Annotated in this window: 26 protein-coding genes; 21 read left to right on the top strand and 5 right to left on the bottom strand. The window is 68.6% G+C overall.

Going from position 1 to position 26,813, the window contains the following annotated elements:
- The first annotated feature begins 90 nt into the window (after positions 1-90).
- The 5 genes from OG729_RS09600 to OG729_RS09580 all read left to right on the top strand — a co-directional run bounded on the left by OG729_RS09600 (position 91) and on the right by OG729_RS09580 (position 3,853).
- The gene (locus OG729_RS09600) at positions 91-423 is read left to right on the top strand and encodes an ArsR/SmtB family transcription factor (RefSeq protein WP_405805534.1); all 333 of its coding nucleotides are present in this window, start codon (positions 91-93) and stop codon (positions 421-423) included.
- A 465-nt stretch (positions 424-888) separates the two neighbouring features.
- Positions 889-1,734, top strand: a complete 846-nt coding sequence (locus OG729_RS09595; RefSeq protein WP_405805533.1) for an aldo/keto reductase — start codon at positions 889-891, stop codon at positions 1,732-1,734.
- 140 nt (positions 1,735-1,874) lie between these two features.
- Positions 1,875-2,330, top strand: a complete 456-nt coding sequence (locus OG729_RS09590; RefSeq protein WP_405805531.1) for a hypothetical protein — start codon at positions 1,875-1,877, stop codon at positions 2,328-2,330.
- A gap of 158 nt (positions 2,331-2,488) precedes the next feature.
- Positions 2,489-2,818, top strand: a complete 330-nt coding sequence (locus tag OG729_RS09585) for a hypothetical protein (RefSeq protein WP_405805529.1) — start codon at positions 2,489-2,491, stop codon at positions 2,816-2,818.
- 6 nt (positions 2,819-2,824) lie between these two features.
- On the top strand, positions 2,825-3,853 hold the full coding sequence (locus OG729_RS09580) for an MAB_1171c family putative transporter (RefSeq protein ID WP_405805527.1): 1,029 nt from the start codon (positions 2,825-2,827) through the stop codon (positions 3,851-3,853).
- Between the two features lie 154 nt (positions 3,854-4,007).
- Here OG729_RS09580 and OG729_RS09575 read toward each other — a convergent pair whose 3' ends face one another.
- The 4 genes from OG729_RS09575 to OG729_RS09560 form a co-directional block, all read right to left on the bottom strand.
- Positions 4,008-5,087 carry a DUF1015 family protein gene (locus tag OG729_RS09575; RefSeq protein WP_405805525.1) on the bottom strand — a complete coding sequence of 360 codons (1,080 nt, stop codon included), beginning with the start codon at positions 5,085-5,087 and terminating at the stop codon, positions 4,008-4,010.
- A 35-nt stretch (positions 5,088-5,122) separates the two neighbouring features.
- Positions 5,123-6,388, bottom strand: a complete 1,266-nt coding sequence (locus OG729_RS09570) for an aminotransferase class I/II-fold pyridoxal phosphate-dependent enzyme (RefSeq protein WP_360870283.1) — start codon at positions 6,386-6,388, stop codon at positions 5,123-5,125.
- Entirely contained in the window at positions 6,381-7,763 is a 1,383-nt protein-coding gene (locus OG729_RS09565; protein ID WP_360870285.1) for a lysine 2,3-aminomutase, read from the bottom strand. The genes OG729_RS09570 and OG729_RS09565 overlap by 8 nt, the downstream gene beginning before the upstream one ends.
- A gap of 164 nt (positions 7,764-7,927) precedes the next feature.
- Complete coding sequence (locus tag OG729_RS09560; protein WP_405805523.1) at positions 7,928-9,223, bottom strand: MFS transporter; 1,296 nt, start codon at positions 9,221-9,223, stop codon at positions 7,928-7,930.
- Between the two features lie 130 nt (positions 9,224-9,353).
- Between OG729_RS09560 and OG729_RS09555 the strand changes: the two genes are divergently transcribed.
- The 16 genes from OG729_RS09555 to OG729_RS09480 all read left to right on the top strand — a co-directional run bounded on the left by OG729_RS09555 (position 9,354) and on the right by OG729_RS09480 (position 26,421).
- Positions 9,354-9,914, top strand: coding sequence for a CGNR zinc finger domain-containing protein (locus OG729_RS09555; RefSeq protein ID WP_405805521.1), 561 nt, complete (start codon positions 9,354-9,356; stop codon positions 9,912-9,914).
- 321 nt (positions 9,915-10,235) lie between these two features.
- Complete coding sequence (locus OG729_RS09550; RefSeq protein WP_360870294.1) at positions 10,236-10,976, top strand: SDR family oxidoreductase; 741 nt, start codon at positions 10,236-10,238, stop codon at positions 10,974-10,976.
- Between the two features lie 8 nt (positions 10,977-10,984).
- Positions 10,985-12,250: a glutamate-5-semialdehyde dehydrogenase gene (locus OG729_RS09545; protein WP_360870297.1), complete on the top strand. Its 1,266-nt coding sequence runs from the start codon at positions 10,985-10,987 to the stop codon at positions 12,248-12,250.
- Positions 12,251-12,359: 109 nt separating this feature from the next.
- Positions 12,360-12,644 carry an acyl carrier protein gene (locus OG729_RS09540; RefSeq protein ID WP_360870300.1) on the top strand — a complete coding sequence of 95 codons (285 nt, stop codon included), beginning with the start codon at positions 12,360-12,362 and terminating at the stop codon, positions 12,642-12,644.
- Positions 12,641-13,999, top strand: a complete 1,359-nt coding sequence (locus OG729_RS09535) for a TrpB-like pyridoxal phosphate-dependent enzyme (protein WP_405805519.1) — start codon at positions 12,641-12,643, stop codon at positions 13,997-13,999. Before OG729_RS09540 ends, OG729_RS09535 begins: the two co-directional genes overlap by 4 nt.
- Positions 13,996-15,105, top strand: coding sequence for an acyl carrier protein (locus OG729_RS09530; RefSeq protein ID WP_405805517.1), 1,110 nt, complete (start codon positions 13,996-13,998; stop codon positions 15,103-15,105). Before OG729_RS09535 ends, OG729_RS09530 begins: the two co-directional genes overlap by 4 nt.
- Positions 15,106-15,137: 32 nt before the next feature.
- The gene (locus OG729_RS09525; protein WP_405805516.1) at positions 15,138-15,410 is read left to right on the top strand and encodes a phosphopantetheine-binding protein; all 273 of its coding nucleotides are present in this window, start codon (positions 15,138-15,140) and stop codon (positions 15,408-15,410) included.
- The gene (locus tag OG729_RS09520) at positions 15,407-16,609 is read left to right on the top strand and encodes an acyl-CoA dehydrogenase family protein (protein WP_405805514.1); all 1,203 of its coding nucleotides are present in this window, start codon (positions 15,407-15,409) and stop codon (positions 16,607-16,609) included. The genes OG729_RS09525 and OG729_RS09520 overlap by 4 nt, the downstream gene beginning before the upstream one ends.
- A gap of 61 nt (positions 16,610-16,670) precedes the next feature.
- On the top strand, positions 16,671-17,726 hold the full coding sequence (locus OG729_RS09515; protein ID WP_405805513.1) for an acyl-CoA dehydrogenase family protein: 1,056 nt from the start codon (positions 16,671-16,673) through the stop codon (positions 17,724-17,726).
- A complete protein-coding gene (locus tag OG729_RS09510; protein WP_405805511.1) occupies positions 17,723-18,325 on the top strand; it encodes a 4'-phosphopantetheinyl transferase family protein in 603 nt (200 codons plus the stop codon). The genes OG729_RS09515 and OG729_RS09510 overlap by 4 nt, the downstream gene beginning before the upstream one ends.
- Positions 18,325-19,263 (top strand): hypothetical protein, encoded by a 939-nt coding sequence (locus OG729_RS09505; protein WP_405805509.1) that lies wholly within the window; start codon positions 18,325-18,327, stop codon positions 19,261-19,263. Before OG729_RS09510 ends, OG729_RS09505 begins: the two co-directional genes overlap by 1 nt.
- Positions 19,263-20,819 carry an amino acid adenylation domain-containing protein gene (locus tag OG729_RS09500; RefSeq protein WP_405805508.1) on the top strand — a complete coding sequence of 519 codons (1,557 nt, stop codon included), beginning with the start codon at positions 19,263-19,265 and terminating at the stop codon, positions 20,817-20,819. Before OG729_RS09505 ends, OG729_RS09500 begins: the two co-directional genes overlap by 1 nt.
- An 11-nt stretch (positions 20,820-20,830) precedes the next feature.
- Positions 20,831-21,355: a flavin reductase family protein gene (locus OG729_RS09495; RefSeq protein ID WP_405805506.1), complete on the top strand. Its 525-nt coding sequence runs from the start codon at positions 20,831-20,833 to the stop codon at positions 21,353-21,355.
- 30 nt (positions 21,356-21,385) lie between these two features.
- Positions 21,386-22,984 (top strand): AMP-binding protein, encoded by a 1,599-nt coding sequence (locus OG729_RS09490; RefSeq protein ID WP_405805504.1) that lies wholly within the window; start codon positions 21,386-21,388, stop codon positions 22,982-22,984.
- A gap of 3 nt (positions 22,985-22,987) precedes the next feature.
- Positions 22,988-23,368: a nuclear transport factor 2 family protein gene (locus OG729_RS09485; protein WP_405805503.1), complete on the top strand. Its 381-nt coding sequence runs from the start codon at positions 22,988-22,990 to the stop codon at positions 23,366-23,368.
- Positions 23,369-23,610: 242 nt separating this feature from the next.
- A complete protein-coding gene (locus OG729_RS09480; protein ID WP_405805502.1) occupies positions 23,611-26,421 on the top strand; it encodes an AfsR/SARP family transcriptional regulator in 2,811 nt (936 codons plus the stop codon).
- 50 nt (positions 26,422-26,471) lie between these two features.
- Here the strand turns inward: OG729_RS09480 and OG729_RS09475 are convergent, their stop codons facing one another.
- Positions 26,472-26,708: a hypothetical protein gene (locus OG729_RS09475; protein ID WP_405805501.1), complete on the bottom strand. Its 237-nt coding sequence runs from the start codon at positions 26,706-26,708 to the stop codon at positions 26,472-26,474.
- Positions 26,709-26,813 lie beyond the last annotated feature (105 nt).

Below are 26,813 nucleotides of genomic sequence, written 5' to 3'. Positions count from 1 at the left end.
CTATAATCGTAGAACATTGAATGACGCGGGTCGGGGCTTTGCTTCGGGAAGAGAGCCGCGCCAGGGCACGTGCCAACAAGGAGGTCGCGAATGCGCACCCAGCTCTACCACCCGGATCGGCGGGACATCTCCCTGGACAAGGTCCTGCATGCCCTGAGCGACCCGATCCGCCGGGACATCGCGCGTGTCATGTACCTGGAGGGCTCCCGCATGTGCGGGCAGCTCGACTACCCGATCGCTAAATCGACACTCTCGCACCACCTGAAGGTGCTGCGCGAATCCGGCGTCATGCACACCGAAGTCCGGGGCACCACTCGGATCATCACGCTGCGGCGCGACGACCTCGACGCCCGCTTCCCCCGCCTGCTCGACGCCGTGCAGGTCACGGCCCCGGCCCCGGAGAAGGAACCAGCCGGCGTTTGAGAGGCGCGGACGTGCGCGTCGCCGGACCGGACAAGACGCCTCCGAGGCAAGGACGGCGGTCACTGTCCGGCACTGGATTGTCCCTGGAGGGGGCCAGGGGAGCGGGGATGTCTTCGGACAGTGCAACACGAGGTGCGAACCCACCCCGTCGGTCTCGTGTGAACTCCCGTCATCCCGGCCACACGTTCCTCGTGGCGCTGCGCTTCGCCAAGGAGGCAGCACCGAATGCCTTTACTGAAGCACGCCGATCAACCCAGGTGGACGACCGCTCGTCACCACGCGACGAACTGCTCGACGCGGCTGGCTGGTGGTCTTCGCCGGCGCCGTGGACGGGCGGGTTCCGCCAGCCTGATCAACGCCGGGCTGATCGAGCATCCGGTTTCCGGAGCGCCGGCTCGTTGATCCAGACCGGCTCTACGCAATCCATTGGGACTGAACACCATTCCTTCTTGGGAGGGACCACCGATGACCTTGACAGCACCCCGGCGTACGGCCCGCAAGGCCGGAATCGACCTCCCGGTGGTCGGACTCGGCACATGGCGCACGTTCGACCATCCGGACCTGGATCGGCTCGCGCAGGTGCTTCGCGCCTCCCGCGAGGCCGGCGTCGAACTCGTCGATACCGCCCCGGTCTACTCCCGCGCGGAGCCCAATCTCGCAGCGCTGCTTCACGCCGACCGGGAGTTCTTCATTGCGACCAAGATCTGGGACAGCGACCCCGGGGCGGTTGAGGCCGTATTCGAGAATCAGCTCCGCGCCTACGGGCGCTCCTCGATCGATCTGCTGCAGGTGCACAACCTCAATGGCTGGCGCGCCAACCTGGAGTGGCTCGACCGGCAGAAGGCGGCCGGACGCGTCGGATTCACCGGTGTCACCTACCAGTTGGATCGTGCCTTCGGGCTCGGTGGCACCCACGCCGACCTCACCCGCATAGTCGCCGACAGCCTGGTCGACTTCGTACAGGTCAACCTCAACGCAGCGGAATCTGAGCTGGCCGAGGACATTCTGCCGGCGGCCGGCGAAGCCGGCATCGGCGTGCTGGTCATGCGCCCGTTCGGTCAGGGTGAGCTGCTTACGACGCCACCGCCCACCGAGTGGCTGCGCGAGCTCGGCTGCACCACGTGGAGCGAGGCACTGCTGCGCTGGGTGCTCGCGCAGCCCCAGGTCACTTCGGTGCTGACGGCAACCTCCCGGCCGGAACATCTCCGCGCCAACGTGGCCGCGGCACGGTCGGGTCCGCTCGGACCGGATGAGGCGGCCGAGGTAACCAAGTACGCCCAGTCGGTCCGGGGCTCCCTGGCCCAGCGGTGACCCTGGCCGCGCTCAGGGAGCGCAAGTATACTGGCGAACGTCGCCATTCGTGCACCCGGCAGAGCCACGGCGCCCACCCGCCGTCGCCTCGAACGGGCAGCTGTTCACAATCGGATTCCTCGACAAACGGAGCGGCAGGGATGGAGTTTCAGGGCGGCGGCGAGACCTTTGCGGATCGGCTCAACTACCTGTTCTCGATCGCGGGGACTCGCGATGCCGAGAGTCGGTGGCACAATTTCAGCACCGGTGAGGTCGCCGACTTGATCAGCCGGTCCGACGACAAGTACCGCGTCAAGTTGTCCCGCAGCTACCTCGGCATGCTCCGGTCCGGACGGTATACGAACCCGTCCATCGCCGTGGTCGTCGCACTCGTTCGGTGTTTCAATGACCATCTCCCTGAGGGATATCCAGAAATCAGCGTCGATTGGCTCGCGTCGGGTGCTTCCGGCACGAGGGATTCCACTCCAGGCAACGAAGCGCTCTCGCCGGTCGTAGACCAGCAGATTCGACACATCGCGATGCGCGCTGGAAAGATGACCCCGGAATTGCGGAATCAACTCATCGCGATCCTCGACATGATGGACGGGAAGACGTGAATGCTGCTCGACTATCGAATATTCACTCCTGCCGAAAATTCGTCCGCTCGCTACGGCTCGAGCCGTACGCGACCGCCTACGAACTGTGCGACCAGATGAGTTCGTTACGGGCTCGGCCGATACGCGTCGTCGAATGGAGGCTGCCGATTCCGGGCCCGATGGGGGTCTGGATCTCGCGCGCGAGCGATGATGTCGTGGTCGTGCAGGAACTGGCCACCGGAAGCCACCGCGATCACATCGTGCTGCATGAACTCGCCCACATTCTGTGCGAGCACGAAGGAGAGACCCTCCCGGGATACGAACCGGCCTTCCCCGTACTCGCCGACGTGGCTCCGGGGGGTGCAGTCCTGCGCCTCCGGTCGGCCTACGACTCCAACTCGGAGCGTGAGGCCGAACTGCTCGCCGCCGCATTCGCCGAGCAACTGGCTGACGACTGCTCCGGGCCAGGCATCGCGTGGGACGTGCACAGATACTTTGCGGGGGGCTGATCCCACATGGCGATCAGACTCCAGTATTTCTTGTCCGGTTTCCTCTGCGTCGCCCTGGTGGTCAAGACTGTCGAATTGCGTCTGAGGCCGCCGCGCGACCAACAGGCGACGATGCTGATCGTGGCGTTGTGCAGCTTCACCGTCGCCGCCTTGGCCGGCATTCCGGTCGTCCGGCAGTGCATTCCGTTCGAGAGCATTCCCGGAGTCGCGTCGATCACGATGGACACCGGTGTGTCCGTAAGCCTGGCGCTCCTGGCTACGTATCTCTGGCGACCGCTGGGGCGCAGCGGCGTGTATTCCTGGTGGCGCGGGCGGTTGTTCGTGTCTGCCTGCCTGGTCAGTGTGCTCCTGGCCGTGCTGATGGCGACGACGCCGCCCGCTCAGCGCACCAACCCGCTGCAGAACCAGTACACCGGCGACTGGAAGATTGTCAGCATCTACATCATCGGGAACCTATTCTTCCTCTACTGTTCGACGGTATCCGCGGTTGCCTGCGTGCGCATCACCCGGATCGTGGACGGCCACATCGCCATTGGCGTCGGCGTGGGTGCGATCGGAATGGTCGCGTACGCGGTCACCTGCATCAACCGCCTGGTTCTCGTGGCTGCACAACTCATGGCGAGCAGCTGGTTCACCTGGTACAGCGTGCTCAACTTCGTGTTCACCGAGGCTGCCGTACTTGCCAGCGTGCTCGGCCTGCATTTCTCCGCCCTGTGGCGGGCTGCGGCGGCAATCCGTCGGTCTTACGACGATCTGCGCGCCTTCCGGCGCCTAAAGCCGATCTGGAAGCTGCTCACCACCTTGTATCCACATGTTGTACTGCCCCCGGAGCGCGGACTGCGCGGGCTGTGGGATCGCATCGACATCTCGTATCGGAAGTACCGCCGGGAGATCGAATGCCAGGATGCCCTGCTGCTGTTGTCGGGCGCGTATCCGCCCGATGAGCGGCGGGCGGTGATGCAGCATGCCGGAATCCACGATGACCAGGTGAAGTTGTTGCCATCACTGTCATCGGCGTACCCCACGGCAGCGTGAAGAGGAGGAGCCGCGAACCGAAGGCACCCCCGCCGTGCCCCTGAAAGCCGGTGACTCCCTACGCGCGGTCAGTGCGAACGTGACAGTCGGAATCCGCTGAATCCTGATCTCGTGCGACTGGACAGTTCCGATGTCTTCCCGGCAAGGAAATGTCTCACCCGCGGGTCTGATGCGCGTGGTGGTAAGTGACCAGCCAGGGCAGAGGTTTCGGGCCGAAGGAGGTCGACTTCTGCGGCATGCGGGTGCCGCCTTCGGCCAGGCGGCGCACGTCGTCCTCCCTCGGTGGGGCAAGGAGGGCGAGGGTGCCGGTCGTGGGGGCGTGCGTGAGGTCGGGCAGGTAGCTGACCTTGTGGGAACCGGACTGAGTCCGCCACACGCGATCGATGAACAGGTGGTGGAGGACTGCGGCGTCGAGAGATTGCCAGGCCTCGGGATGTCCGGCCAGGGCAGCCCGCACCTCTCCGGTACGGGGCGCCGTGACGGACCAGCGGCGGTCGTCGCCGAGGAGGATCAGTTCACCGGGGTGCGGCTGCAGGTGTGTTCGGGGACAGACCTCCTCAACGGTGGCCACGGCAGCGGCGCGGGCGGCCGCCTCATGGGATGCCAGGTCCGGCAGGTGGCGGTGGATGGCCCCCAGATGCAGGGGGTGGCGCCGGGTGTCGACGACCAGGGCCAGGATGCGGTCCCATGGTCCGCAGCGGCCGCCGAAGCGGCGGCGGTGCTTCAGCGCCGCCGCGTACCGGTGATGGCCGTCGGCGATGAGGGCGCTGCGGACGCCGAAGTCCGCTGCGATGACCCGCTGGTGGCCGACGTCGGCACAGCGCCAAAGGCTGTGCCGGATTCCGTCGGGTGCCTCGACGGTCGTGTCGGGGCGTCGTCCGGTGATCTGTGCCATGACCTCGTGGGCGTCGTCCGCGCCGTGGCAAGCCAGCAGGAGCGGCTCGGGGTTGCCGCCGGCGAGGCGAATGATCCGGCGTTGCAGGACCACTTTGTCGGCGATGACATGTTCGTGCGGCAGGATCGCCCGCTGCGACGTCGTCAGGTCGAGCGTGCCGATCATCCCGCGCTGGAGCAGCGCCGCGCCGCGGCGCTGCTCCAGGATGTAGAAGGCGGGTTCGTGGTCGCGAGCCAGGGCGTGCTGGGAACGGCGAATGCCGCGGAAGGGGTGCAGGCTGAGGCCCGTCGGCCTGCTGCGGTCGAGGATGCCCGCGGCGTGCAGTGTCTGCGCACTCATATGGTGTCCCAGGTCTTCCGTGCTCCCTTGTGTGGCTAGCTGCACAGCTTGGTGAAGCTCTCTTCGATGTGTGTCAGGACAGCGGCCACATGCGGCAGGCTCAGCGGATCGTCGGATGCCAGAGCCTCTTCCTGCTGCTCGGCTGTGTCGCCGTAGAGCATGCTGGTGGCGGCCTTGAAACGCAGGGCGCTCTCGTCGTCCCCGAGGTGGTGCCCGGCCAGGACCATCACGCCGTACGCATCGAAGAGGTGGCGCTGGAGGCTGTCCGAATCGGTGATGCCGCGTAAGGCCAGGTGCTCGCGCAGCGGTTCGAAGTCGGGGTAGACGTAGAAGCCCCCGGTGGGCGGGCGGCAGGTGGCGCCCGCGTTGACCATGATGCTGTGGACGGCGCGGGCGAGGGCGCCGTGCAGGCGGGCGCCGGCGGCAAGCCGTCGACGGATCTCGGGAGGTTCCGCGAAGGCGTAGGTGGCCACCTCCTGCATGGGGCCGGCGAGGGTCGACCAGACTTCGCTGGCGACGGAGATGACGCCGTCTCGGACGCCCTGCCCCCAGGTGCCCTCAGGGAAGCGGCAGACTCCGATGCGCCAGCCGCCCAGCGCGAGGGTCTTGGACAGGCCGTTGGTGACGATGGTGCGGCCAGGGGCGACTTCGGCGGGGCTGAGGAAGGGGGTGGTGGGGTCGTGCACGATGTCGCGGTAGATCTCGTCGGAGATGATGACGAGGTCCAGCTCCTCGGCGATGGCGCAGATCTCGCGTACGAGCGCGGGTGGTGCCAGGGTGCCGGTGGGATTGTCCGGCAGCGTCAGGATGACGGTGCGCGGGTCGCCGCCGGCGGCTCGCGCGGCGACGACCGCATCGCGCAGGGCGGTCGGGTCGGGGATGCCGCCGCACTCCGCGGGGATCTGCACCGGGTACGCCTTCTTGCCGGCCAGGCGGGCCTGCGGGGCGTAGGAGTTCCAGGCGGGCCGGGGCAGGATCACATCGCCGGGCAGGACGTGCTGGAGCGCCATGAGCAGCGGTTTGCTGCCGGGGCCTACGACGATCTGGTCGGCATTGGTGGGCAGCTTGCGACGGGTGAAGTAGCCCGCGGCGGCCTGCCGGACCTCGAGCCCGCCGGCTACGGGCCCGTACGCGTTGCGTCCGGCGCCCCGTGCCAGCTGTTCGGTAAGAGGACCGAAGGCGGGCAGCCGTGATTCGCCGAAGCCGAGGTGTACGACGTGGTCTCCGGCCGCCCGGCGTTCGGCGACCAGTTGGTTGAGTGCCAGGTTGGGCGAGGTTTTCCAGAGGGGAGCGTCAGGCATGGGCAAGCTCCTCGTCGAGCCAGGCTTCTGCCTCCAACTGCTCGGTGAGGGAGGGAAGTGCGCCCTGGACGGCGGTGGCGATGTCGGTGGGGACATCGTCTGCCAGTCGCAGTTCGTCCAGCCATGCGGCGGTTTCGGAGTAGTGCGCACGGAAGGGGCGGCCGACGAGCTGGGGATTGCGGGCCTGGAGCATGCGCAGCTGGAAGAAGCGTCCCTCGGCGGTGTCTGTGACGCCGTCGACGATGACCTTGCCGGGGGTGGCGGACATGACGGGGCCGCGAACGGTGCGGGCCAGGCCGGGCAGGGTGCGGTAGGCGGTGTGGAAGATCTCTTGTGCGCGGGCGAGGGGCACCCTGAAGTAGTCGTACGGGCCGGTGTCGCGCTCGACGAACATGTAGTACGGGACGGCTCCCGCGGCCAGTTCGGCGCGCCAGAGGCTGCTCCAGGCCTGCGGATCGTCGTTCACGTGAGCGACCAGGGGAGCTTGGCAGTAGGCGAGCGCGCCGGTGGAGCGGATGCGTGAGAGGGCGCGGCGGGCGATGTCGGTCTCCAGCTCGCGCGGGTGGGTGAAGTGCATCATCACGGCGAGGTTGCGGCCGGATGCGACGACCTTTTCGAAGAGACGCAGGACGTCGTCGGCATCGTTGTCAGTGACGAAGCGCTGGGGCCAGTAGGCGACCGACTTGGTGCCGATGCGGATGGTGCTGACGGTGGGGACGTCGAGGATCGGTTCCAGGTGACTTCGCAGCCGGTCCGTGGACATGATCATCGGGTCTCCGCCGGTGACGAGGACATCGTCGACCTCAGGGTGCCGGCCGAGGTAGTCGACGAGGCGGCTGGGCTCCGGGACGGCGAAACGCAGGTCGGCGTCGCCGACGAACTGGGCCCAGCGGAAGCAGTAGGTGCAATAGGAGTGGCAGGTCTGGCCCTGGCCCGGGAAGTACAGGACGGTTTCCCGGTACTTGTGCTGCAGGCCGGGTACCTCGTCGCCGTCGATGGTGGGGACGTTCAGCTGCTTCTGGCCCGAGGGATGCGGGTTGAGGCCGCCTCGGATCTGCTGGACGGCGAGTCGGAGGGCTTGCTTGGCGCTGGGGTCGCCCACGAGGGCGCCCAGGCGCTGCTCGTCCTCGGCCTTCAGCATTCCGCTCTGCGGGAAGACCATCTGGAATATGGGGTCATGCGGAATGTTGTCCCAGTCGACGAGATTCGACAGAACGTACTCGTTGACGCGGAACGGCAGGACGGCCGACAGGACTTGTATGGACCGGGCGATGTGTTTGGGGATTCCAAACCTGTCCGCTATTTCGTCGACATGGCGTGGACCGTAGGCCCGGAACCGCTCTTTTTCCGGGATGGCAGGGACTGTCAAGGACATGCGACTTCCTCCGGTTTCAAGGAAATTGGGCCAAGCAATTTCCTTGATCCTAGAAGGCGGCGGCCGGCCCGAACAGAGAGTTCGACGGCCGGCCGATAGGCGCTTTCAATGCCTGCATAGTTGCTGCGCAAGGCTGCGGGTGAAAGGGAGGCGTTCGCTGCGGGTCAGTTCTTCGGGGCCGTGGCGTCGATCTCCGCCAGCGCCCGCGGGGTCATGGTCCGCAGGAAGGGGACGAAGATGAGGAGAGTGGCGACGGTGAAGACCGCGAAGGCTGTCCGCATCCCGAACCATTCGGCGAGCAGGCCGACCAGGCCGGCGCCAAGAGGCATTGCGCCCCAGCTGAAAAGCCGCGCGGCGGCGTTGTAGCGGCCGAGCATGCCGCTGGGGACGAGCCGCTGGCTGATGGTGCGGGAGTTGACGGTCCACAGGATGCCGCCCATGCCGCCCAGGAAGGCGCCGGTGGCGACGACCCAGAGGTTGGTGGAGAGTACGGGGGCGGCGACCATGGCAGCCGTGCCGATCAGATCGGCGAACATCGACCAGCGCCGGCCCAGCAGCCGGTTGACGGTGGTGACGGTGAGCGCGCCGATCAGGCCCCCCGCGCCGAGTGCGCTGAGCAGGATGCCGTACTCGCGCGAGTCGAGATGCATCAGCGAGGTGGCGACCAGCGGCATGAGGGCGAGCCAGGCGCCCCAGCAGGCGGAGAGCACGGTCAGGGCGAGCGCCATCAGCCGCAGCAGGCGCTCCTGCCACAGGAAGCGGATGCCCTCGGCGATGCGCTCGTTGACGGAGCCGGTCGGGCGGGTGCCGTCGGTCCCCGGCTTGAATCGCCCGGCGAGGAAGACCAGGATCAGCGTGCCGATCAGGTAGCCGACGCCGGTCCAGCCCAGCGCCACGCTGGCGCCCGCAGCGACCAGGAGACCACCGACGAAGGGGCCGCAGAACTCGTTGCAGGCGGTTTCGGCGCCCGCCACCCAGGCGTTGGCGCGCTCCTGGCCGGCCGGTGCGACCGCGGACGGGACGAGGGTGGCAGCGGATGTCAGGGCGACGACTTCGGCGATGCCCAGGACAAGGCCTGCGATGTAGAGCGCGGGGATGGTCACGGAGTCCTGCAGGGCAAGGCTGAGCATGGCCGCGATGACGAGCATGCGCGCGCCGTCGGCCAGCCACAGCAGCAGCCGACGGTCGAAGCGGTCCACGAGGACGCCGACGTGCAGGGCGACCAGCAGCCACGGAAGCGTGAGGGTGAGGCCGACTCCGGCCACCTGCGCGGGGGAGTGGGTCAGTTGGGTCGCCATCAGCGGCAGCACCACCTTGGTGACGCCGTCGGCAAGGTTGGTGATCGCGGTGAAGCCCACCAGAACCGCGGTGTTGCGTGTGCTGCGGTCGGCCGGCCCCGGCTGCTCCCGCTGCCGACCCGGTTCCGCGGACGCGACCTGCTCGTCCAGCACACCGTCCATGAGTAACCTCCTAAAGCTCTTTGATGGTGAGTATGGCACTGGTAGCCTGGCCGTACAGCAGAATTCAGACATGACCTATCAACGGCCTTGATAGGTGGAACACGATCTTCGATCCGGAAGGCGGCCTGCCATGCTCAAGCCCTCTCCCGCCGCCGAGTTGGTCGAGGCGTTCACCAACACCATTGATCTGGAGAGCGGCGACGACGATGTGGCGACCCCCGGTGAGCTCGCGCGCTGGCTGGCCGGTCGCCGGCTGGCCGACGAATCGCTGCGGCTGACCACTGAGGAGCATCGGGCGTTTAAGGATCTGCGTGCCGGAATCCGTGAGGCCCTTGACGTGGCGGACCCTGTGTCACCGCACCGGCTCGCCCTGGCCGATGCGGCGCTGGCCGAGGTTCCCGTCCTCGTCACGCTCAACCGGTCCACGTGGGGTGACCGGCCGCAGCCGCTGGTGCCGGCCCCGGGTCAGGCCCCGGCACAGGCGGCCCTCGCGTACTTGGCCATTGGTTGGGCGGAAGTCGTACTGACCGGCCAGATCCAGCGGCTCAAGCGGTGCGCGGAGCACACCTGCGGCTGGGTGTTCTGGGACTCCTCGAAGAACAACAGCCGGCGCTGGTGCTCGATGCGGGTGTGCGGCAACCGCACCAAGTCCCGGCGCTACGCCGCCCGCCGCCGGGACACCGTCGACTGACCGCCCGCACCTGGCGACCGGCAAAGCGTCAGTGCATGTTCGCGCATATACATCGGCCGCGACCAATGGCGACTACCGGAATCTTGATGGGGTCATAGGCGATATGGATCGCGATGCCTTCCCGAGCGATTCCGGATGGGAGCAGCGATACCCTCATAAGCCCTGGCTATGGCCTGACTCCCTGATTTTCTTGACCGTGACTCAGTCACCGCCAATAACATGGCATCGCTCATTCATTTCACCCGAATAGCGATTGCCGTCGGCGCGATCTCCGTGTCCGTTGTGACGGCGAATTCACCCACGCCAGAACAAGGAGTCCGGATGCCGGAACCACTTGCCGTTGTCACCGGCGGAACCAGGGGAATCGGATTGGCCCTGAGTCGCCGCCTGATCCGCATGGGCCACCACGTCGTCGCCTTCTACGGATCCGACCGGGAAGCGGCCGAGAAGGCCGAGGCGAACAATGGCGGACAGCTGACCGCTCTGCAGGTCGACCTCTCCGACGCCCAGCAGGTCGCTGACGCCGCCGCCCGGGTACTGGCCGAGCACGGCAGTCCCGCGGTGCTGGTGAACAATGCCGGCCTCAACGTCGACCGCCCGTTCCTGGAACTCACTGACGACGACTGGCGACGCGTCCTGGACACCAATCTGTCCGGGCCGTTCTGGCTCACCCGCGCCCTCGCTCCCGCCATGCTCGCCGCGGGTGGCGGGTCGGTGGTCAACATCGGCGCCACCACCGGCATCCGGCCTCGAGTCGACGGCGCCAACTACTGCGCCAGCAAGGCCGGCCTGCTGCAGCTCACCAAGTGCCTCGCCCTGGAGCTCGCCCCGGCCATCCGGGTCAACTGCCTCATCCCGGGAATGATCGACACCGAGGAGCTGCGGACCCGCTGGCGGCTGGACGACCCCGAGCGGATGGCGCAGACCCTGGACGAGATACCCACCCATCGCATGGGCACCACAGAAGACATCGCCGACGCACTCGAGTTCATCGTCGGCCCGGCCGCTTCCTACCTCAACGGTCAGAAACTGATCGTTGACGGTGGGCAGTTCATGTGGTGAGCGCCGACATGCCCGAGCAGATCCTCAACCTCGCCCGTGCCGCCTTCGACGCCGCACCGCCCCTCGGAGACCCGGCGTACACCCGCTACTGCCGGGAACTGGCCGGCCACCTCAAAGAGCGGTGGCACGAGATCCAGAGCGCCAACCAGGCCGACATCGCCCGCGCGCAGATGCGGGGCCTCCCGCCCACCCTCGTAGCCCGCCTTCGGCTGACCGACGAGCACCTCGAGGGCATGGTCGAGCTGACCGGCGCCGTCGAACGGGAACTGACCGCGGTCCTCGCCGCAACACCGGAAATCCCGGCCGGCGACTGGGGCACCCTGCGACGCGTCCCCAAGCCGCTCGGTGTGGCTCTCATGATCTACGAGGCCCGGCCCACCGTGACCGTCGACGGCGCACTGCTCCCGGTCGCCGTCGGCAATGCGGTGCTGCTGCGCGGCGGCAAGGAAAGCGCAGCCACGGACGCAGCCCTCGCCGAGGTCGTCAAATCCGCGCTGGCCGCGGCCGGCCTGCCCACCGGGCTCGTGACCGTCCTCGACGACCCCGACCGGTCCCTGATGAAGGGGATCCTTGCCCGCCCCGACCAGGTCGACGTTCTCATCCCGCGCGGCAGCCCCTCCTTGATCGAATACTGCCGCACGGCGAGTTCCATCCCACTCATCGCCAGCGGCGGCGGCGTCAACCACCTGTACGTGCACCGCACCGCCGACCTGGCGCTGGCCGCCCGCGTCACCCTGAACAGCAAGATCCCCGAGCCCGCCGGATGCACCTCGGTGGAGATGGTCCTGGTCGACCAGGAGATCGCCGCGGACTACCTCGCGACCGTCCTGGCCGAGTGCGAACGGCAGAACGCGCAGTTGACGGTGCGCCTGGATGCCTCCGTGAAGCAGCCGGCGGCCCGCGACGACAGCCCCTGGCGCACCGAGACCCTCGAACCGCACGACCTGGGCCGGGAGTTCCTCGACCCGGTGATCGGCCTGCGGCCCGTACCCGGCCTCGAAGCCGCCGCCGACCACATCCGCGCCTACGGCTCCCGCCACACCGAAGGCGTCCTCACCGAGGACCCTGCAGTCGCCCAGCAGTTCGCCCGGCAGGTCGACGCGGCCATGATCGTGGTCAACGGCTCGCTGCGGCTGCACGACGGGCCCAAGCTCGGCCTCGGCTCCGAAATCTCCATCGCCACCGGACGACTGCACGTACGCGGCCCGGTGACCCTGGGCGCCCTGGTGACCAGCACCTGGGTCGTCGAAGCCAACGGCGAACTGCGCGGCTGAACCGCGCAGGACCGGGCGCGGCCGCCCGGTCCCGCCCGACCCATCACTCCCACTGTCACCTGCTGCCCGCTGCCGCGGGCGCAATCGACCTTCCTTGCGAGAGGCAGTCATGACAACAGTGCAACACTCCGAGCGGGCCACGGTGGGCGACACCGTCAGGCGCGTTGTCGTCGCGGAGTCCCGGCTCTCCATCGACCCGGCCACCATTGCCGAGAGCGAACCGCTCGTCGGCGAGCTGCTGCGGGTGAACTCTCTCGGATTCGTGGGCATGCTCGTGCGGATCGAGGACGAGCTGGGAGTCACCCTCCCCGACGACCTCTTCGTCGGCCGCAACTTCCAGACCGTCGGCGACCTCATCGATGTCGTCGTCTCCGGTGCGGAGAACGCCCGATGACCGTCGAGCTTCCCACCAGCTGGCGCAGCACCCTGCCGTACCTGTCGGAACCCATGCCGCCGGACCTCACGCCCGAGTCCGCCGGTGGCACCGGAGTCGGCGTCAACCTGCCGATGGAGCTGGTACGGCAGAGCGTGCTCGAGCGCGAGTACTGGCAGATCCCGGCCGAAGTCCTCGACGCCTACCGGAAGTTCCGGCCCACCCCGATGTGGCGTGCCACCGGATTCGAACGCGCCATCGGCGCCCGGGTGCCGGTGTACATGAAGTACGAGGGCGGCAACATCTCCGGCAGCCACAAGCTCAACACCGCCCTCGCCCAGGCCTACTACTACAAGAAGGCCGGCGTGAAGGAGCTGGTCACCGGTACCGGAGCCGGCCAGTGGGGCACCGCCATGGCCGCCGCCTGTGCGCTGTTCGGACTGCGCTGCCGGGTGTTCATGGTGGAGTCCAGCCTGCGCCGCAAGCCGTACCGCGGTGTGCTGATGCGCATGCTCGGTGCCGAGATCCACTCCAGCCCGAGCGGTCTGACCAATGTCTCCGGTAAACGTGCCGACGGCGTGGGCAACAGCCTCGCGCTGGCGATCGGCGAGGCCGTCGAGTATGCGACGACCCATGACGGGGTGGCCTTCTGCATCGGCAGCGGAGAGACGTACAGCATCCTCCACCAGTCGGTCATCGGCATCGAGTCCCAGGCACAACTCGCCGAGCTGGACGCCCAGGTCGACACGGTTGTGGGCGCGGTGGGCGCAGGATCCAACTTCGGCGGGATCGCACTGCCCTTCCACGCGGAGGCCAGGGCAACCGGCGCGCAGCCCCCCATGCTGGTGGCCGCCGAGTCGTCGACGGCGCCGAAGCTCACCCGAGGTGTCTATGCGTACGACAAGACCGACGCGACCGGCTCCGGCCCGCTGGAAGCGATGTACACCATCGGCAGCGACTATCCGATCCCGGACGCGCATTCGGCGGGTCTGCGCTTCCACGGAGCGGCGAAGATCATCTCCGCGATGCGGCACACGGGCGACCTGGCCGCGACCGCCGTCACCCAGCAAGAGGCCCTGGACGCGGGCCGGTTGCTGACCCGGCACGAGGCCGTACTGCCCGCCCCCGAATCCGGGCACGCACTGGCAGCGGCGGCCAAGCTCGCCACCTCGGGCGCGGACGGCATGCGGTCCGAGCGCGGTGTGCTGGTGTGCGTCAGCGGCCACGGCTACCTCGACCTGGCGGCATACGAGCAGCTCCTCAATGAGGAGCTGGGCGACGAGGCGCCGAGCGAGCAGGCGCTGCTGAGCGCCGTCTCCGGCCTGAAGCCGGTCGGGCAGGGCGCCGGTCCGCTGCTCGTGGGAGGCCGGCGATGACCCCGGTCACCGAAGCGCAGGAGCGCAACCAGGCCGTCCCGTCCGTCCGCGCCGACATGCTCGACTGCGTCCAGTCCAACCTGGCCGTGCTCGCCGACCGGCACCACGGACCGGACGCCCATCTGGCGCTCGGGGCGACCCTGCGGTTCAGGCCGCGGCCCGGCCCGGGCGGACTGCCCACGGTCGAGCCCGAGTTGGAGAGCCAGCTGGCCGGCACGGAAGTCCTCGGACTGGTCGAGCGCGGCCGCTGGAGCGGGGTGCCGACGGCGGAGCTGGCGAAACTCGCCGAGAGGCACGGACCGCTGTACGTCCTGGCCGACACGTACGACATGCCGTGGCTGCCGTACCACCGGCAGCGACACATGGAGCACAGCTATCTGGTAGCGCCCGCCGGCCAGAAGGCGCAGGTCACCGACGCCTACTACAGCCACACCCCGTGGGGAATCGCATCCCCCGGACAGTGGGTCATGGACTGGGACGACCTGCCCAAGTCCACGCTGGTGGTGCGATTCGGTCCTGCCGACGCAGGGGCTCCCCTCGTCCGGCCCGGCACCGACTTCGGCGACATCGACGGTTACGTCGCCGCCTACGCGGCCCACCCGGACCGGAGTGCCGCCCTGGAGCAGCTCACCACGGATACCTGGCTGCTGGCCCGCTCCCGGCGGCTGCACGCGGCCTTCCTCGCGCGGCACGGCAAGCCTGTCGGCGCGGGGACCGCCGCCCACCTCCAGAGACTGGAACGCCTCGCGGAGCAGGCCTTCCTCGCACTGCGCCGGGTACAGCGCGGGCGCGCGGAACCGGAGCGTCTCCTGCCTGATCTGGCCGAAGCCCTACGAGCCGACCGGCACGTCTTCGCCGGCCAGGACCAGCTGCGCGAGACGGTGACCGCCACCGTCGCCGGGGTGCTGGGCGTCGATTCGGCCGAGGTGCTGACCGCGCCCTCTCTGACAGCGATCGCCGGCTTCAACTCTTTCCAGGTCGTCGAGATCGTCGAAGCGCTCGAGGAGCGACTCGCCGTCGAATTCGACCCCGAGGACCTGGTACCGGAGAACCTCCACCGGCTCGACGACCTGTGCAGGCTCGCCGCCGCGGCCGCCGCCCCCTGAACACCATTCGACTCTTATCAGGAGCAATTGCCATGGACGCCCGTTTCACCGAACTGCTGACACCATTCCTCAAGTACCTCCGGGGACAGGAGCTCACCGAGGACTCCGTGCTGCGCGAACTGGGCCTGGACTCGATGCAGTCGATCGAGCTGCTCTTCGCCATCGAGGACACCTTCGGTATCGCACTGGCCGACGAGGATCTGAACGACGCGACCTTCGCAACCGCCGGCACCCTGTGGAAAGCCATCGAGGCAGCCTCCGGCGGCAGCGCGGGCGGCGCGGGCAGCCGGGCGGAGGCGGCATGAACACCGCGCAGGCTGCCGGCCACGGCACTCTCAACGGCTCCTTCCAGGGGCAGAGCCTGACCGAGAGGGTCGGGTACGTGGCCCAGATCGCCGCCGAGCACGCACCTCGCCACGACCGCGAGGCCACCTTTCCCGTCGAGGCCCTGGCCGCGCTGAGAAAGACCGGCCTGCTGGGCCTGACCGTGCCGATCGACCACGGCGGGCTCGGTGCGACCGTGTCCGATCTCCTCGACGTCTGCATCGGACTGGGACGCGCGGACATGTCCGTCGCCATGATCCTCGGCATGCACTGCCAGCAGGTCGCCGCCCTGGTCGGGCACGCTGCACCCCAGCTGCGGGACGAGCTGCTTCCGCGGATCGCCGCGGGCCGGCTCTACCTGGCATCCGTCACCACCGAGGCGGGCAAGGGCGGCCATCTGCTCACCGCCGAGTCCCAGGCACACACCGACAACTCCCACCTGGTCATCGACCGGTTTGCGCCGATCGTGACCGGCGGCGCTCATGCCGACGGCTTTCTGATCACCGTCCGGGCCCCGGACGCGACCTCACCGAACCAGGTCTCCCTCGTCTACGCAGACCGCGAGCAGCTCACCGTCGAGCAGAGCGGTGACTGGCAGCCGATGGGCATGCGGGCCAGTCACAGCGCCGCCCTGCGGCTGACCGGCCGTGTTCCGGCACACCAGGTCGTCGGCGAGCACGGGCAGTTCTCCCGTATCGCCGGCGAGGTCTTCGGCCCGCTGGCTCACCTGGCCTGGTCCGCGGCATGGCTCGGCACGGCGGCCGGAGCACTCGCCCGGGTCGTCGCGATGCTGCGCAGCCCCGCCGGCCGACGCCGCTTCGACCTCGGCTCCGAGCTGCTGCTCGGCCGGCTCTCCGCGGCCCGCCAGAAGATCGACACGGTGCACGCTCTGCTGCGCCACACCGAGCAGGCGTTGCGCTGCGGCACAGAGCTGTCCGCCCCGCGCGTCCAGCTGCTGCTCAACGCCCTCAAAATCACGGCCTCGGAGCAGTGCCACGCTGCCGTCGACGACCTCATCCAGGCGGTGGGCCTGCGCGACGGGTACCTCAAGGACTCCGCGACCCGGCTGGAGCTGGCCCTGCGCGATCTGCGGTCAGCACCCCTGAACTACAGCAACGACAGGCTGCACCAGGCCGACGGGCGACTCGCCCTGCTCGACGCGGAGGTGCGTCTTGCCTGAAGGCGCCCTGCTCACCCTTGCGGCACGTGAGCCGACCGGGTCCCGGCCCGCCTTGGACCACTTGTCTGCGCACGCAGACGGCCGACAGGTCTGGGCGGCCCTCGGCGCGGCCGGCCGGCTGACCGGTGTCTACCGCGACGGCGACCCGGCAGCAGGAGTTGAACCTGCCGCGCTCGGCCGGCTCATGGCCGATGTGGACGCCCGCGTCGGTATCGGGTCCACGCTCTCGGTGTGCGTTCAGATCGCCACCGCCGTACCCCTGCTCGCCCTCGGTGGCCAGCCGGCCGGGCGCGCCCTGGGGCAGGCACTTGCGGGGACGTCCGTCATCGCACTCGCGGCGACCGACGAGGGATCCGGTACGGACCTCGCAGGTCTGGGCACCGCAGTGGCCATCGACGACGAGAGCATCACGGTCACCGGCACCAAACGGTGGATCACCAACGCCACCCAGGCAGATCACTTCCTGGTGCTGGCGCGCCACCGCGAGGGCCGGCACTTCACCAACTTCACCTGGGTCCTGGTGCCCGCCAAGGCCGCCGGTGTGTCGGTCGAGGCGGCCGACACCGCGCTGTTCGACGGCTCCGGCACCGGCCATGTCCGCCTGGACCACGTTCGGCTGTCGCGCGAACATCTCGTCGGAAGAGTGGGGCGCGGGATGACCTCCTTCGCCTCGCACATCGCGGTGGAGCGGCTGACCGGCACGTTGTGGGCGGTCGCGCTGTGCACCCGCATGCTGGCGCAGACCAAACAGCGCCTGGAAGAGCGTCGGTTCGGCGACGGAACGCTGTGGCAGCTCGAAAGCGTCCAGCAGCGCTTTGCCGCATGCCTGGTCCGTACGCACCAGCTGCGCGCACTCGTCGACCGGCTCGCCGACCGTGTTGCCCGCTCCTACGACACCACGGCCGCAGCGCTCCTCAAGGCCGGCGCAGCGCTGACCGTCGACGGGGTGCTGGCCGAGTGCGCCCAACTGCAGGGCGCCGAGGGTTTCGCAGGAACGGGCGCCCAGTGGACCAGGGCCCAGGCCGCCCTGTGGGGTATCGGCGGCGGGACCACCGAAGTCGTGCTCTCCACCGTGGCGGGTGCCTCGGACTCTCTCCTCGCGGAGTTGTCACCATGAACGTGATCGAGATCGAACCCGACATCTGGGCTGTGACGCGGCAGGGCGTCACCTTGGCCCGTGGGCATCCGGACGACCACGCGGCCGCCTCCGGGATGGTCGCGTGGCGGGCGGAGGAGTTCCTCGCCGGTCGGGCCCTGCTGCGGGAACTCCTGGCCGAGGTCGTTCCTCAGGCTGCCGACGGGCGGGTGTCGCTCGGGCCGAACGGCAAGCCGTTCCTGGCCGACCGGCCCGACATCGGCGTCAGTGTCGCCCACGACGAGGGCCACTTCGCCGCCTGTGTTTCCCTGGGCCGCGCCGTAGGCATCGACATCCAGCAACCTGTGCGGGACCTCGACGCCGGAGTGATCCGGCGCTGTGTCCGCCACGGACTCGAGTCACTGAACTCGCTGCCGACCGAGGAGCGTTCACTCGAGTTCGCCTGGATCTGGACCGCGCAGGAAGCCTGCGTGAAGGCCGAGGGCAGCGGCCTGGCCGGCGGCCCCTGGACCGTGGACGTGGGCCTGAAGCAGACGACCGGCACCTGGAAGGGCTTCGAGTGGCGCAGCCTTCGCGAACGGTCGGACACACCGTTGAGCTGCGCCTGGGAGGTGGCGTGATGAATGGCGTACTGACCGGTTTACCGGAATTGAGCTGCTACACCGCCAACTTGGTGTCCTACCTGGAGCCGGAACTGCCGCAGGCGAGCCGGCGGCTCGCCGAGGCCGTCCGGCTGGCGGTCCGTGTCGATGAGCCGGGCGGCCATCTGGCCTTCTCCCATCACCACCGTATCGACCTGACGAGCACTTCCGGGGGGCTCGCCTACCGCAGCGCAGCCCAGTGGCCGGACGCGCTGGCGGCCCTGCGGGCGGAACTCGCCCTGAGCGGGCGGGTACTGGCCGTCGGCAACACCCGGCATGTGCCGTGGTCGCCGGCGTACGGGAAGTCCACCGTGGCGCACTGGGTGCTTCTGGAGGCCGCTCCCGGACGCCCCGACTCATGGCGGATCACCGACCGCTTCGCCGCGCTGCTGCCCGAGGGCGAGCAGCTCCCGTACAGCGGGGTGGTGGACGACGACGGGCTGCGCGAGCTGCTCACCCCGCTCGGTGACCTGCAGCGGCAGTACGTGCTGCGCGACATCCACGCGCTCGGAGTGACGTCGGCGCTGCCCGAGCAGACGCACTACCGCTGGCTGGTCCGTGACCCGCTGTCCGTCGGTCGGCCGCAGGCCGGACGTTGGCTTGCGGATCAACTGGAGGTGCTGGAGTTCCTCGCGGAGCGGCTGGGCTCGGACTCCGCTGCGCTGGCCGCACACGCGGACGACCTCTGGGCGGCCGCCCGCCACCAGCGTCACCGCCTGGAGCTGCTCGCCTACCGCGGGCAGCTGCCGGAGCCGGTCGCTCACGCAGCGATGGCGAGCTGGGCCGAACTGCCCCGCTCGCTTCGCTTCGCCGTCACTTCGGCGGAGCGGGGCCGACCACGGCCCGGAGTGGTGGCGAAGGCCTTCGCCGACCTGATCAGCACCATGACCCCTGCACTGCGGGAGGAGCACTCCTGATGGCCGAGACAAAACGGCTCTACGAATGGTTCGCGGAATCCACCAACCGCTACGGGGACACGCAGGTCGCGCTGGAGGTCGACGGGCAGCGTCTCACCTACGCCGAGCTCGCCGCTGCGGCCGCACGAGTGGCCGGGGCCATCCTGGGCCGGCACGGCGGGGTGCCGTCCCGGGTCGGGCTGCTCGCGTCCCGCAGCGTCGTCGCCTACGCCGGGTATCTCGCGATCTCCCGGCTGGGCGCCACCGTCGTGCCGCTGAACCCCGCGTTCCCCGTCGGCCGCAACAGCGACGTGGCAAGGGAAGCGAGCCTGGACCTGGTGGTCGCGGACTCCGCCCTGCCCGGTTCGGCCGAACTGCCCGTAGCCGTACTGCGGCTGGGCGACGAGGATCTGCCGGCACTGCTGTCGGGGCCGGTGCCGCAGCTGCCCGAACTCGGCTCGGCCGCCGAGGACCTCGCGTACATCCTCTTCACCTCCGGGTCGACCGGGCGGCCCAAAGGGGTGCCCGTCACTCATGCGAACGTCGCTGCCTATCTCGACCATGTCATCCCCCGGTACCAACTCGGGCCGGACGCCCGGGTGTCGCAGACCTTCGACCTGACCTTCGATCCGTCGGTGTACGACATGTTCGCGGCCTGGGGATCGGGCGCGGCCCTCGTCGTGCCGACGCGCAACGACGTGTTGTCCCCGGTGCGATTCGTCAACCGCAACCGGATCACCCACTGGAACTCGGTGCCGTCCGTCGCGGCCATCGCGCTGCGGCTGCGCGCTCTGAAGCCCGGAGCCATGCCCTCCCTGCGGTGGAGCCTGTTCTGCGGTGAGGCCCTGAAGCTCGCGCATGCCGAGGCATGGCAGGCCGCTGCTCCGAACAGCACCGTCGAGAACATCTACGGCCCGACCGAGATGACGGTGACGTGGACGGAGTTCCGGCTGCCGGGCAGTGTTGACCGCTGGCCGCGGACAGACAATGGGACGGTGCCCATCGGCACTCCGTACCCGGGCCAGGAACACATGATCCTGGACGAGGACGGGCGCCCGGCCGACGACGGGGAACTGTGTGTGCGCGGCACGCAGCGCTTCCCCGGTTATCTGGACCCGGCCGACAACGTAGGCAGGTTCTGCACCTTCGACGGCCGGCAGAGCGCGGTCCACGACGGATCCGAACCGCTGACCGTGGAGCACTGGTACCGAACCGGCGACCGCGTGAAGCTGCTCGACGGCGTCCTGGTGCATCTGGGCCGGCTCGACCACCAGCTGAAGATCCGCGGCTACCGGGTGGAACTCGGTGAGATCGAGTCTCTGCTGCTGCGCCGGCCGGGCGTCACCGACGCCGTGGTGGTGGCCCTGCCCGGGCGGAAGGGCGATCCGCTGCTGCACGCGGTGTGCACGGGCGCCGGTGCGAACCGCGAGGAACTGCTGGACGCCCTGCGGCGCAAGCTCCCGGCCTACATGGTGCCCGCCACGGTCACCTTCACCGGGGCTCTGCCGCTCAACGCGAACGGCAAGGTCGATCGTGCCGCGCTCATCGCGTCCTTGTCCGAACCGCAAGCGGCCTGAGGGAACAGACGATGACCATCGACATACAGTCCATGCCCGACGCCCGAGTGGACCAGGGCAGCTTCCGGCGCGTGATGGCGCGGTTCCCGAGCTTCGTCGCCGTCATCACCACCGACACGCACAGTGGCCCGGCCGGCTGCACCGCCACCGCAGTGCTGTCGCTGTCGCTCGACCCGGCCAGCATCCTGCTGTCGCTGCGCAGCGAGGGGCGGACTCTGAACGACATACGTGCCTCCGGGGCGTTCGCGGTCAATGTTCTGTCCTGGCAGCAGCGGGACTTCGCCAGGCAGTTCGCCACCGGCGACCCTCGCCGGCGCTTCGACGGGGTTGCGCACTCGCACATGAACGGCGTTCCGGTTCTGGACGACTGCTCGGCCACCGTCGTGTGCCGACTGCAGGAAGCGATTGAGGTGCTCGACCACACCCTGCTGATCGGGACCGCGGAGCGGGCCACGAGCGGCACGGACGCACCGATGGTGCTGCTGGACGGCCAGTCGCACCGGATTCCCGACGTGGCGGACTTCCGCTCCCTCTGACTTCGAGACACTTCCGAGGAGACCCTCACCGTGACCACGTTTGCCGAAACCGCCGTCGCGCGCCCGCCGGCGCAGGAGGAGATGCTGCACTCCTTCCTGCTCGCCGCGGCGGCCACCATGCCCGACAGCCCGGCCGTCGCCCAGTTCGTGGCCAATGACACCGTCCAGACGGTCAGTTACCACCAGCTCGAAGAGCTGACCCGCGGCTATGCCCTCGCCCTCGACTCGCTCGGCCTCGACATGGGCGACCGGGTGATTCTGGAGTCCGACACCTCGGCGCATGCCATCGCGATGCTGCTGGCCTGCTCGACGCTGGGGCTGCCCTTCGTGCCGGTCAGTCCGGAAACCCCTGACCAGCGACTGCATAAGATCATTGAGACCACCGGTGCTTCGCTGCACGTACAGGCGGAGGGCGGAAAGCGGGAGTCAATCCCCGAGGCCACCGGGACCGGGAGGTTCGGCGCCGGCGAGCTGACTCTGGACCGGTTGCCGCATCCGCGGACCCGGCGCCGCCGAGAACTGTGCGCGACCGACACCGCGTACATGATCTTCACCTCGGGTACGACGGGCCGGCCCAAGGGCGTGGTGATGAGCCACCGCGCGGTCACGTCCTTCTACCGCGGGATGCTCTCCCAGGGCATCGTGGGACCGCAGGACAAGGTGGCGACCACCTCGCCGCTGCAGTTCGACTTCTCGCTGCTGGACATCGGTCTCGCGCTGGGCAGTGGCGCGGCCGTGGTGCCGGTGCCACGCAAGCTGATGCGCTGGCCCACCCGTTTTCTGCGGGTACTCGCCGACACCGGTGCCACACAGGTCAACGGGGTGCCGTCGATCTGGCGCCAGTCACTGAAGCACCTGCCGGACGCGGTGGCCGCACTCAAGGACGTGCGCGGAGTGCTCTTCTGCGGGGAGGACTTCCCGCTGCCCGAGCTGCGGCGGCTGCAGCAGCTGCTGCCGCACGCGAGGCTCATCAACTGCTACGGGGCGACGGAATCCATGGCTTGTTCCTTCACGGATGTGCCGCGGCCGCTTCCGAACGGCCTTGAGAAACTGTCCATCGGGTACGCCCACCCGGGCGCCGAGATGCTGCTGGTCGACGAGTCGGGCCATCTCATCGAGGAGGAAGAGGTGCCGGGGGAGATTCACCTGCGCACCCCGGCCCTCTTCACCGGGTACTGGGACGATCCGAAGGCGTCCGCGGCCGCACGAGTGCCCGATCCGGCCGAACCACGCTCGGGCCAGCTGGTGCTGAAGACCGGTGACCTCGCCTTTCGAGGGCCGCACGGCGAGCTGTACTTCTGTGGCCGAGTCGACTCCCAGGTGCAGATCCGGGGCAACCGGGTGGAGCTGGGGGAGGTGGAGCGCAGGCTGCTCGAACACCCCGAGGTGGCCGAGGCCACGGTGCTGCTGCTCGAACGGGCGGGGGCCGAACCGGTACTCGCCGCGGCTGTGGTGGCGCGGGCCGGGGCGGACTCACTGGGAGACGGCCGGCTGACGGCCTTCTGCGGCCAGGCGCTGCAGTCCTACATGGTTCCTGACGAGATTCACTTCCTTGCCGAGCTGCCCGTCACTGAAAACGGCAAGGTCGACCGTCGGAGCCTGGCATTCCGATTTGCCGAAGGCGGCTGAGCCGTGCATGAGAAGTCGGAAGCGACGACGGTTGACTGGCCACAGTCGGCGCCCGTCGAGCACGTGTATTTGAGCTATGCCTATCTCAATGCCCGCGACTACGATGCGTTTGCATCCCTACTCGAAGACGACGTCACAGTGAGCGTGCCGGGCGAGGTGCTCGCAAAAGGGCGCGCCGCTGTGATTTCGACGGAAAGATGCCGACGGGTCAGTTACTCGCTCGAGGATCTGTGGGCTGGTCAGGGGCGGATTGTCGCGACAGGCGTCTTCTATCAGCAGGCAGACTCCGTGCAAGGGGTGGATTTCGCCGACATCTTCACCGTGTCGAGCCGAGGTCTCATAGCTTCGCGGAAGACCTACGCTTCCGTGTGCCCTACACGCTAGGTCTTTACATCCGGCAAACCGGAACCAGCACTCTGCCCGTCCGAAAAGTGCCCGCTCACGGCCGCTGTCGCCCGACCCCCGTGTTAGCTTAACGATCAAGCGAACGCTTACTCGGGGGTCAAGGGGGAGACACGTCAATGCCGGAAAGGCCGGGCCATCCAACATTCCGCATTCTTGGTCCACTTGAGATAACCGGCGAGGGCGGTGAGGTGTGCCGTATCCCTCGTGGCAGACAGCAGGTTGTGCTGAGTGCGCTGCTTCTCGAAGCAAACCGGATCGTCAGCACCGAGAGCCTGGTCGACGCGATCTGGGGTGATGACCCTCCACCCACGGCGCGCGCTCAGATTCAGACGTGCGTATCAGCGCTGCGGACCAACCTCGCGGCGATCGGCGAGGAATCCCAACTCGTCACGCAGGAGCCCGGGTACCTCATCAAGGTGTCCGGCGACCAGCTGGACGCCACGCTCTTCACCAGCCTGCGCAAGAAGGCGTACTCCCTGGCCGATGAGGGTGGGATCGAAGAGGCAGCAGCCCTCACCCGGCGTGCGGACGAGCTGTGGCGCGGCCCCGCGCTGAGCGGGACCAAGAGCCACAAGCTCCAGTCGATGGCAGCTCAGCTCGACGAGCACCGGCTCATCAACCTCGAGACCCACATCGACCTGGAACTTCAGCTGGGCCGGCACGCCAAGATCATTCCTGAACTCTCCGCGCTCGTATCGAAGTACCCGTTACGTGAGGGACTGCGCGGCCAGCTGATGCTTGCCCTGTACCGCTCGGGGAGGCAGGCCGAGGCTCTGGAGGTTTTCCGCTCCGGCCGGGTGATCCTCGTCGAACAGCTCGGCATCGAGCCGGGCGACGACCTGAGACGGCTCGAATCCGCGATCCTCGCCGGGGACCGAGGCCTGCACCTTCCCGGCGGCACGGCCCGGGCCCCGGCCCCGGCCCCGGCGGCCGTGTCCGGGGCTCCCGAGCCGTTCGAGACGGCAGTCCCCTTTCAGCTGCCACCCGACATCGCCGATTTCACCGGGCGGGCCCAGCTCGTCGACACCGCGGAGAGCCTGCTGCTGGCGGGAGGCGAGGGGCGGCCCACGCCCGTGGCCGTGCTCGCCGGGCCGTCCGGCGTCGGCAAGAGCACACTCGCCGTGCATGTCGGACACCGGCTGATGCGGCAGTTCCCGGACGGCCAGCTCTACTGCGACCTGGGTGGCATCCAGCCCTCGCCGACCGCGGCTCTCGATGTGCTGGGCCGGTTCCTTCGCGCTTTGGGCATTCCGGGCTCCCAGATACCCGAAACCGTCGACGAACGGGCCGAGATGTACCGCAATCTCCTGGCCAGCAAACGGATGCTCATCGTCCTCGACAATGCATCCGAGGTCCAGCAGGTACGCCGGCTGCTGCCCGGCACCGGCAACTCATCGGTGCTGGTCACCGGCCGTTCGCGGATGACCGGGCTGCCCGGTGCGCGGTTCCTGTACGTGGACGTGCTGGATCTCGACGAGTCGATCGAGATGCTCGCCGCGGTCGTCGGCAAGGAGCGGGTGGCGGACGAACCCGATGCGGCGGCCGAACTGGTGCGGATGGTCGGACAGTTACCCCTGGCGCTGCGCATCATCGCCGCGCGACTGGCGGCGCGCCCCAACTGGTCGCTGGTGTGGATGCTCGACCGGCTCTCCGACGAACGGCGCCGACTGGACGAACTCGCCCATGGCGAGCTGGTCATCCGCTCCAGCCTTGCGCTGACCTACGACGGACTGACCGAGGACGGCCGGCGGCTGCTTCGTCTGCTGAGCGTGCTGGAAGGCGGGCGCATACCCACCTGGGCGGCAGCCGCGCTGCTGGACACCGATCTGTTCCGTGCGGACGATCTGCTCGAATCCCTGGTGGACGCCCAGATGCTGGAGATCGTGGGCACGGGGACGTCCGGCGGTCCGCGTTACAAACTCCACTCTCTCGTGCAGCTGTTCGCGCGCGAAGAGCTGGAGCGGCCTCGAGAGGCCGACGAGACGGAACCCGCGCTCACTCGCCTCGTCGGCGGCTGGCTGGCCCTCGCGGAGGAAGCACACCGCCGACTGTACGGAGGCGACTTCACCGTCCTGCACGGCGATGCGCCGCGCTGGCACCTCTCCGATGTCCATGTGGACCGTCTGCTGCGGGACCCGCTGGCCTGGCTGGAGGCGGAGCGGGTGAACCTGTGCCAGGCCGTGGACCTGGCCGCGGAGACCGGACAGGCCGAGGCGTGCTGGGACCTCGCCGTCACACTGGTGACGATCTTCGAGTCGCGCTGCTACTTCGACGAATGGCAGCAGACCCACCAGCGGGCCCTTCACGCGGCCGGGAAGGCCGGCCTGGTCCGCGGCAGCGCGGCAGTCATGTGCTCGGTGGGCTCGCTGTACTTGAGCAGGTCCCAGCTCAGCGCCGCTCGGCAGGCGCTCCAGCCGGCTCTGGAGTCGTTCACCCTCCTGCAGGACACCCACGGTCTGGCGCTGGCCCGGCGGAATCTGGCGCTGCTCGCCCAGCGGCAGGGTGACTCGCACACTGCTCTTGGGCTGTACCGGCAGGCGGTTGCTGACTTCCGCGCCGTCGCCGACCATGTAGGTCAGACGAACGCTCTGGCGCATCTGGCTCGCCTCGCCCTGGACGAGGGCCGCCTCGATGACGCGGAAGGGCTGCTCGACGAGGCACTGGAGATCTGCCGGTCGACCGGCAGCCGCCGCACCGAAGGCCAGGTGCGGCTGGTCCTGAGCGACCTCATGCAGCGCCGCGGCCGCTACCAGGAGGCCGAGGACCTGCTGCGGGATGTGCTCGACCTGGTGCGCTCGCGCGGAGACATCGCGGGCGAGTCGCGGATACTGCACCGGTTGGGCATGGTCAATGCCCGGTTGGGGCGGATCAGTGTCGCGCAGAGCCTGCTGCACGACGTGGTGGGCATCAGGGAACGGATCATGGATCGGGTGGGGGCCGCGGAAGCCCGCCTGGAGCTGGCGCAGTTGGAGGCCGAGCACACCGCCCAGCTGGCCCGATTCGAGCTCAATCTGGGGTGCTCGAGCGGCTGATCCGGCCACCTGCCACGATGCGGGGCCGGTGCGAGGACCCGAGCCGCATGTCAGTGCTGCGCACTGCGCGGCCACGGGGTGTCGCTCATGACACCGGCCGGAGCAACAGGGGTGGGCCACGGGGTGTCGGCTGCCGTAACCGAGCCCCGGCTCGCCTCGGAGTGCACGGTGCCGGCCCCGAACGAGGTGACGGCCACGGCGGCGGTGATCAGAACGGCAACGCTGCTGAACGGGATCTTTCGCACTTTGAGGGGCTCCTTGCCGATGTGTAGGGGGTTCGTGTCCATCTGCCGAGGACGGTAAGGACCCCCACTACTCATCGGCTCTCACCAAGCACCTCATGGCTTCTCACAGCAGTGCTTTGGCCAAGGCTCGGCCAGTAGAGAAGCAGT

This window comes from Streptomyces sp. NBC_00210, from assembly GCF_045160975.1.
Lineage (GTDB): Bacteria > Actinomycetota > Actinomycetes > Streptomycetales > Streptomycetaceae > Streptomyces.
Note: the sequence above shows the minus strand (reverse complement) of the source record. Positions and strands in the feature narration are given on the sequence as shown.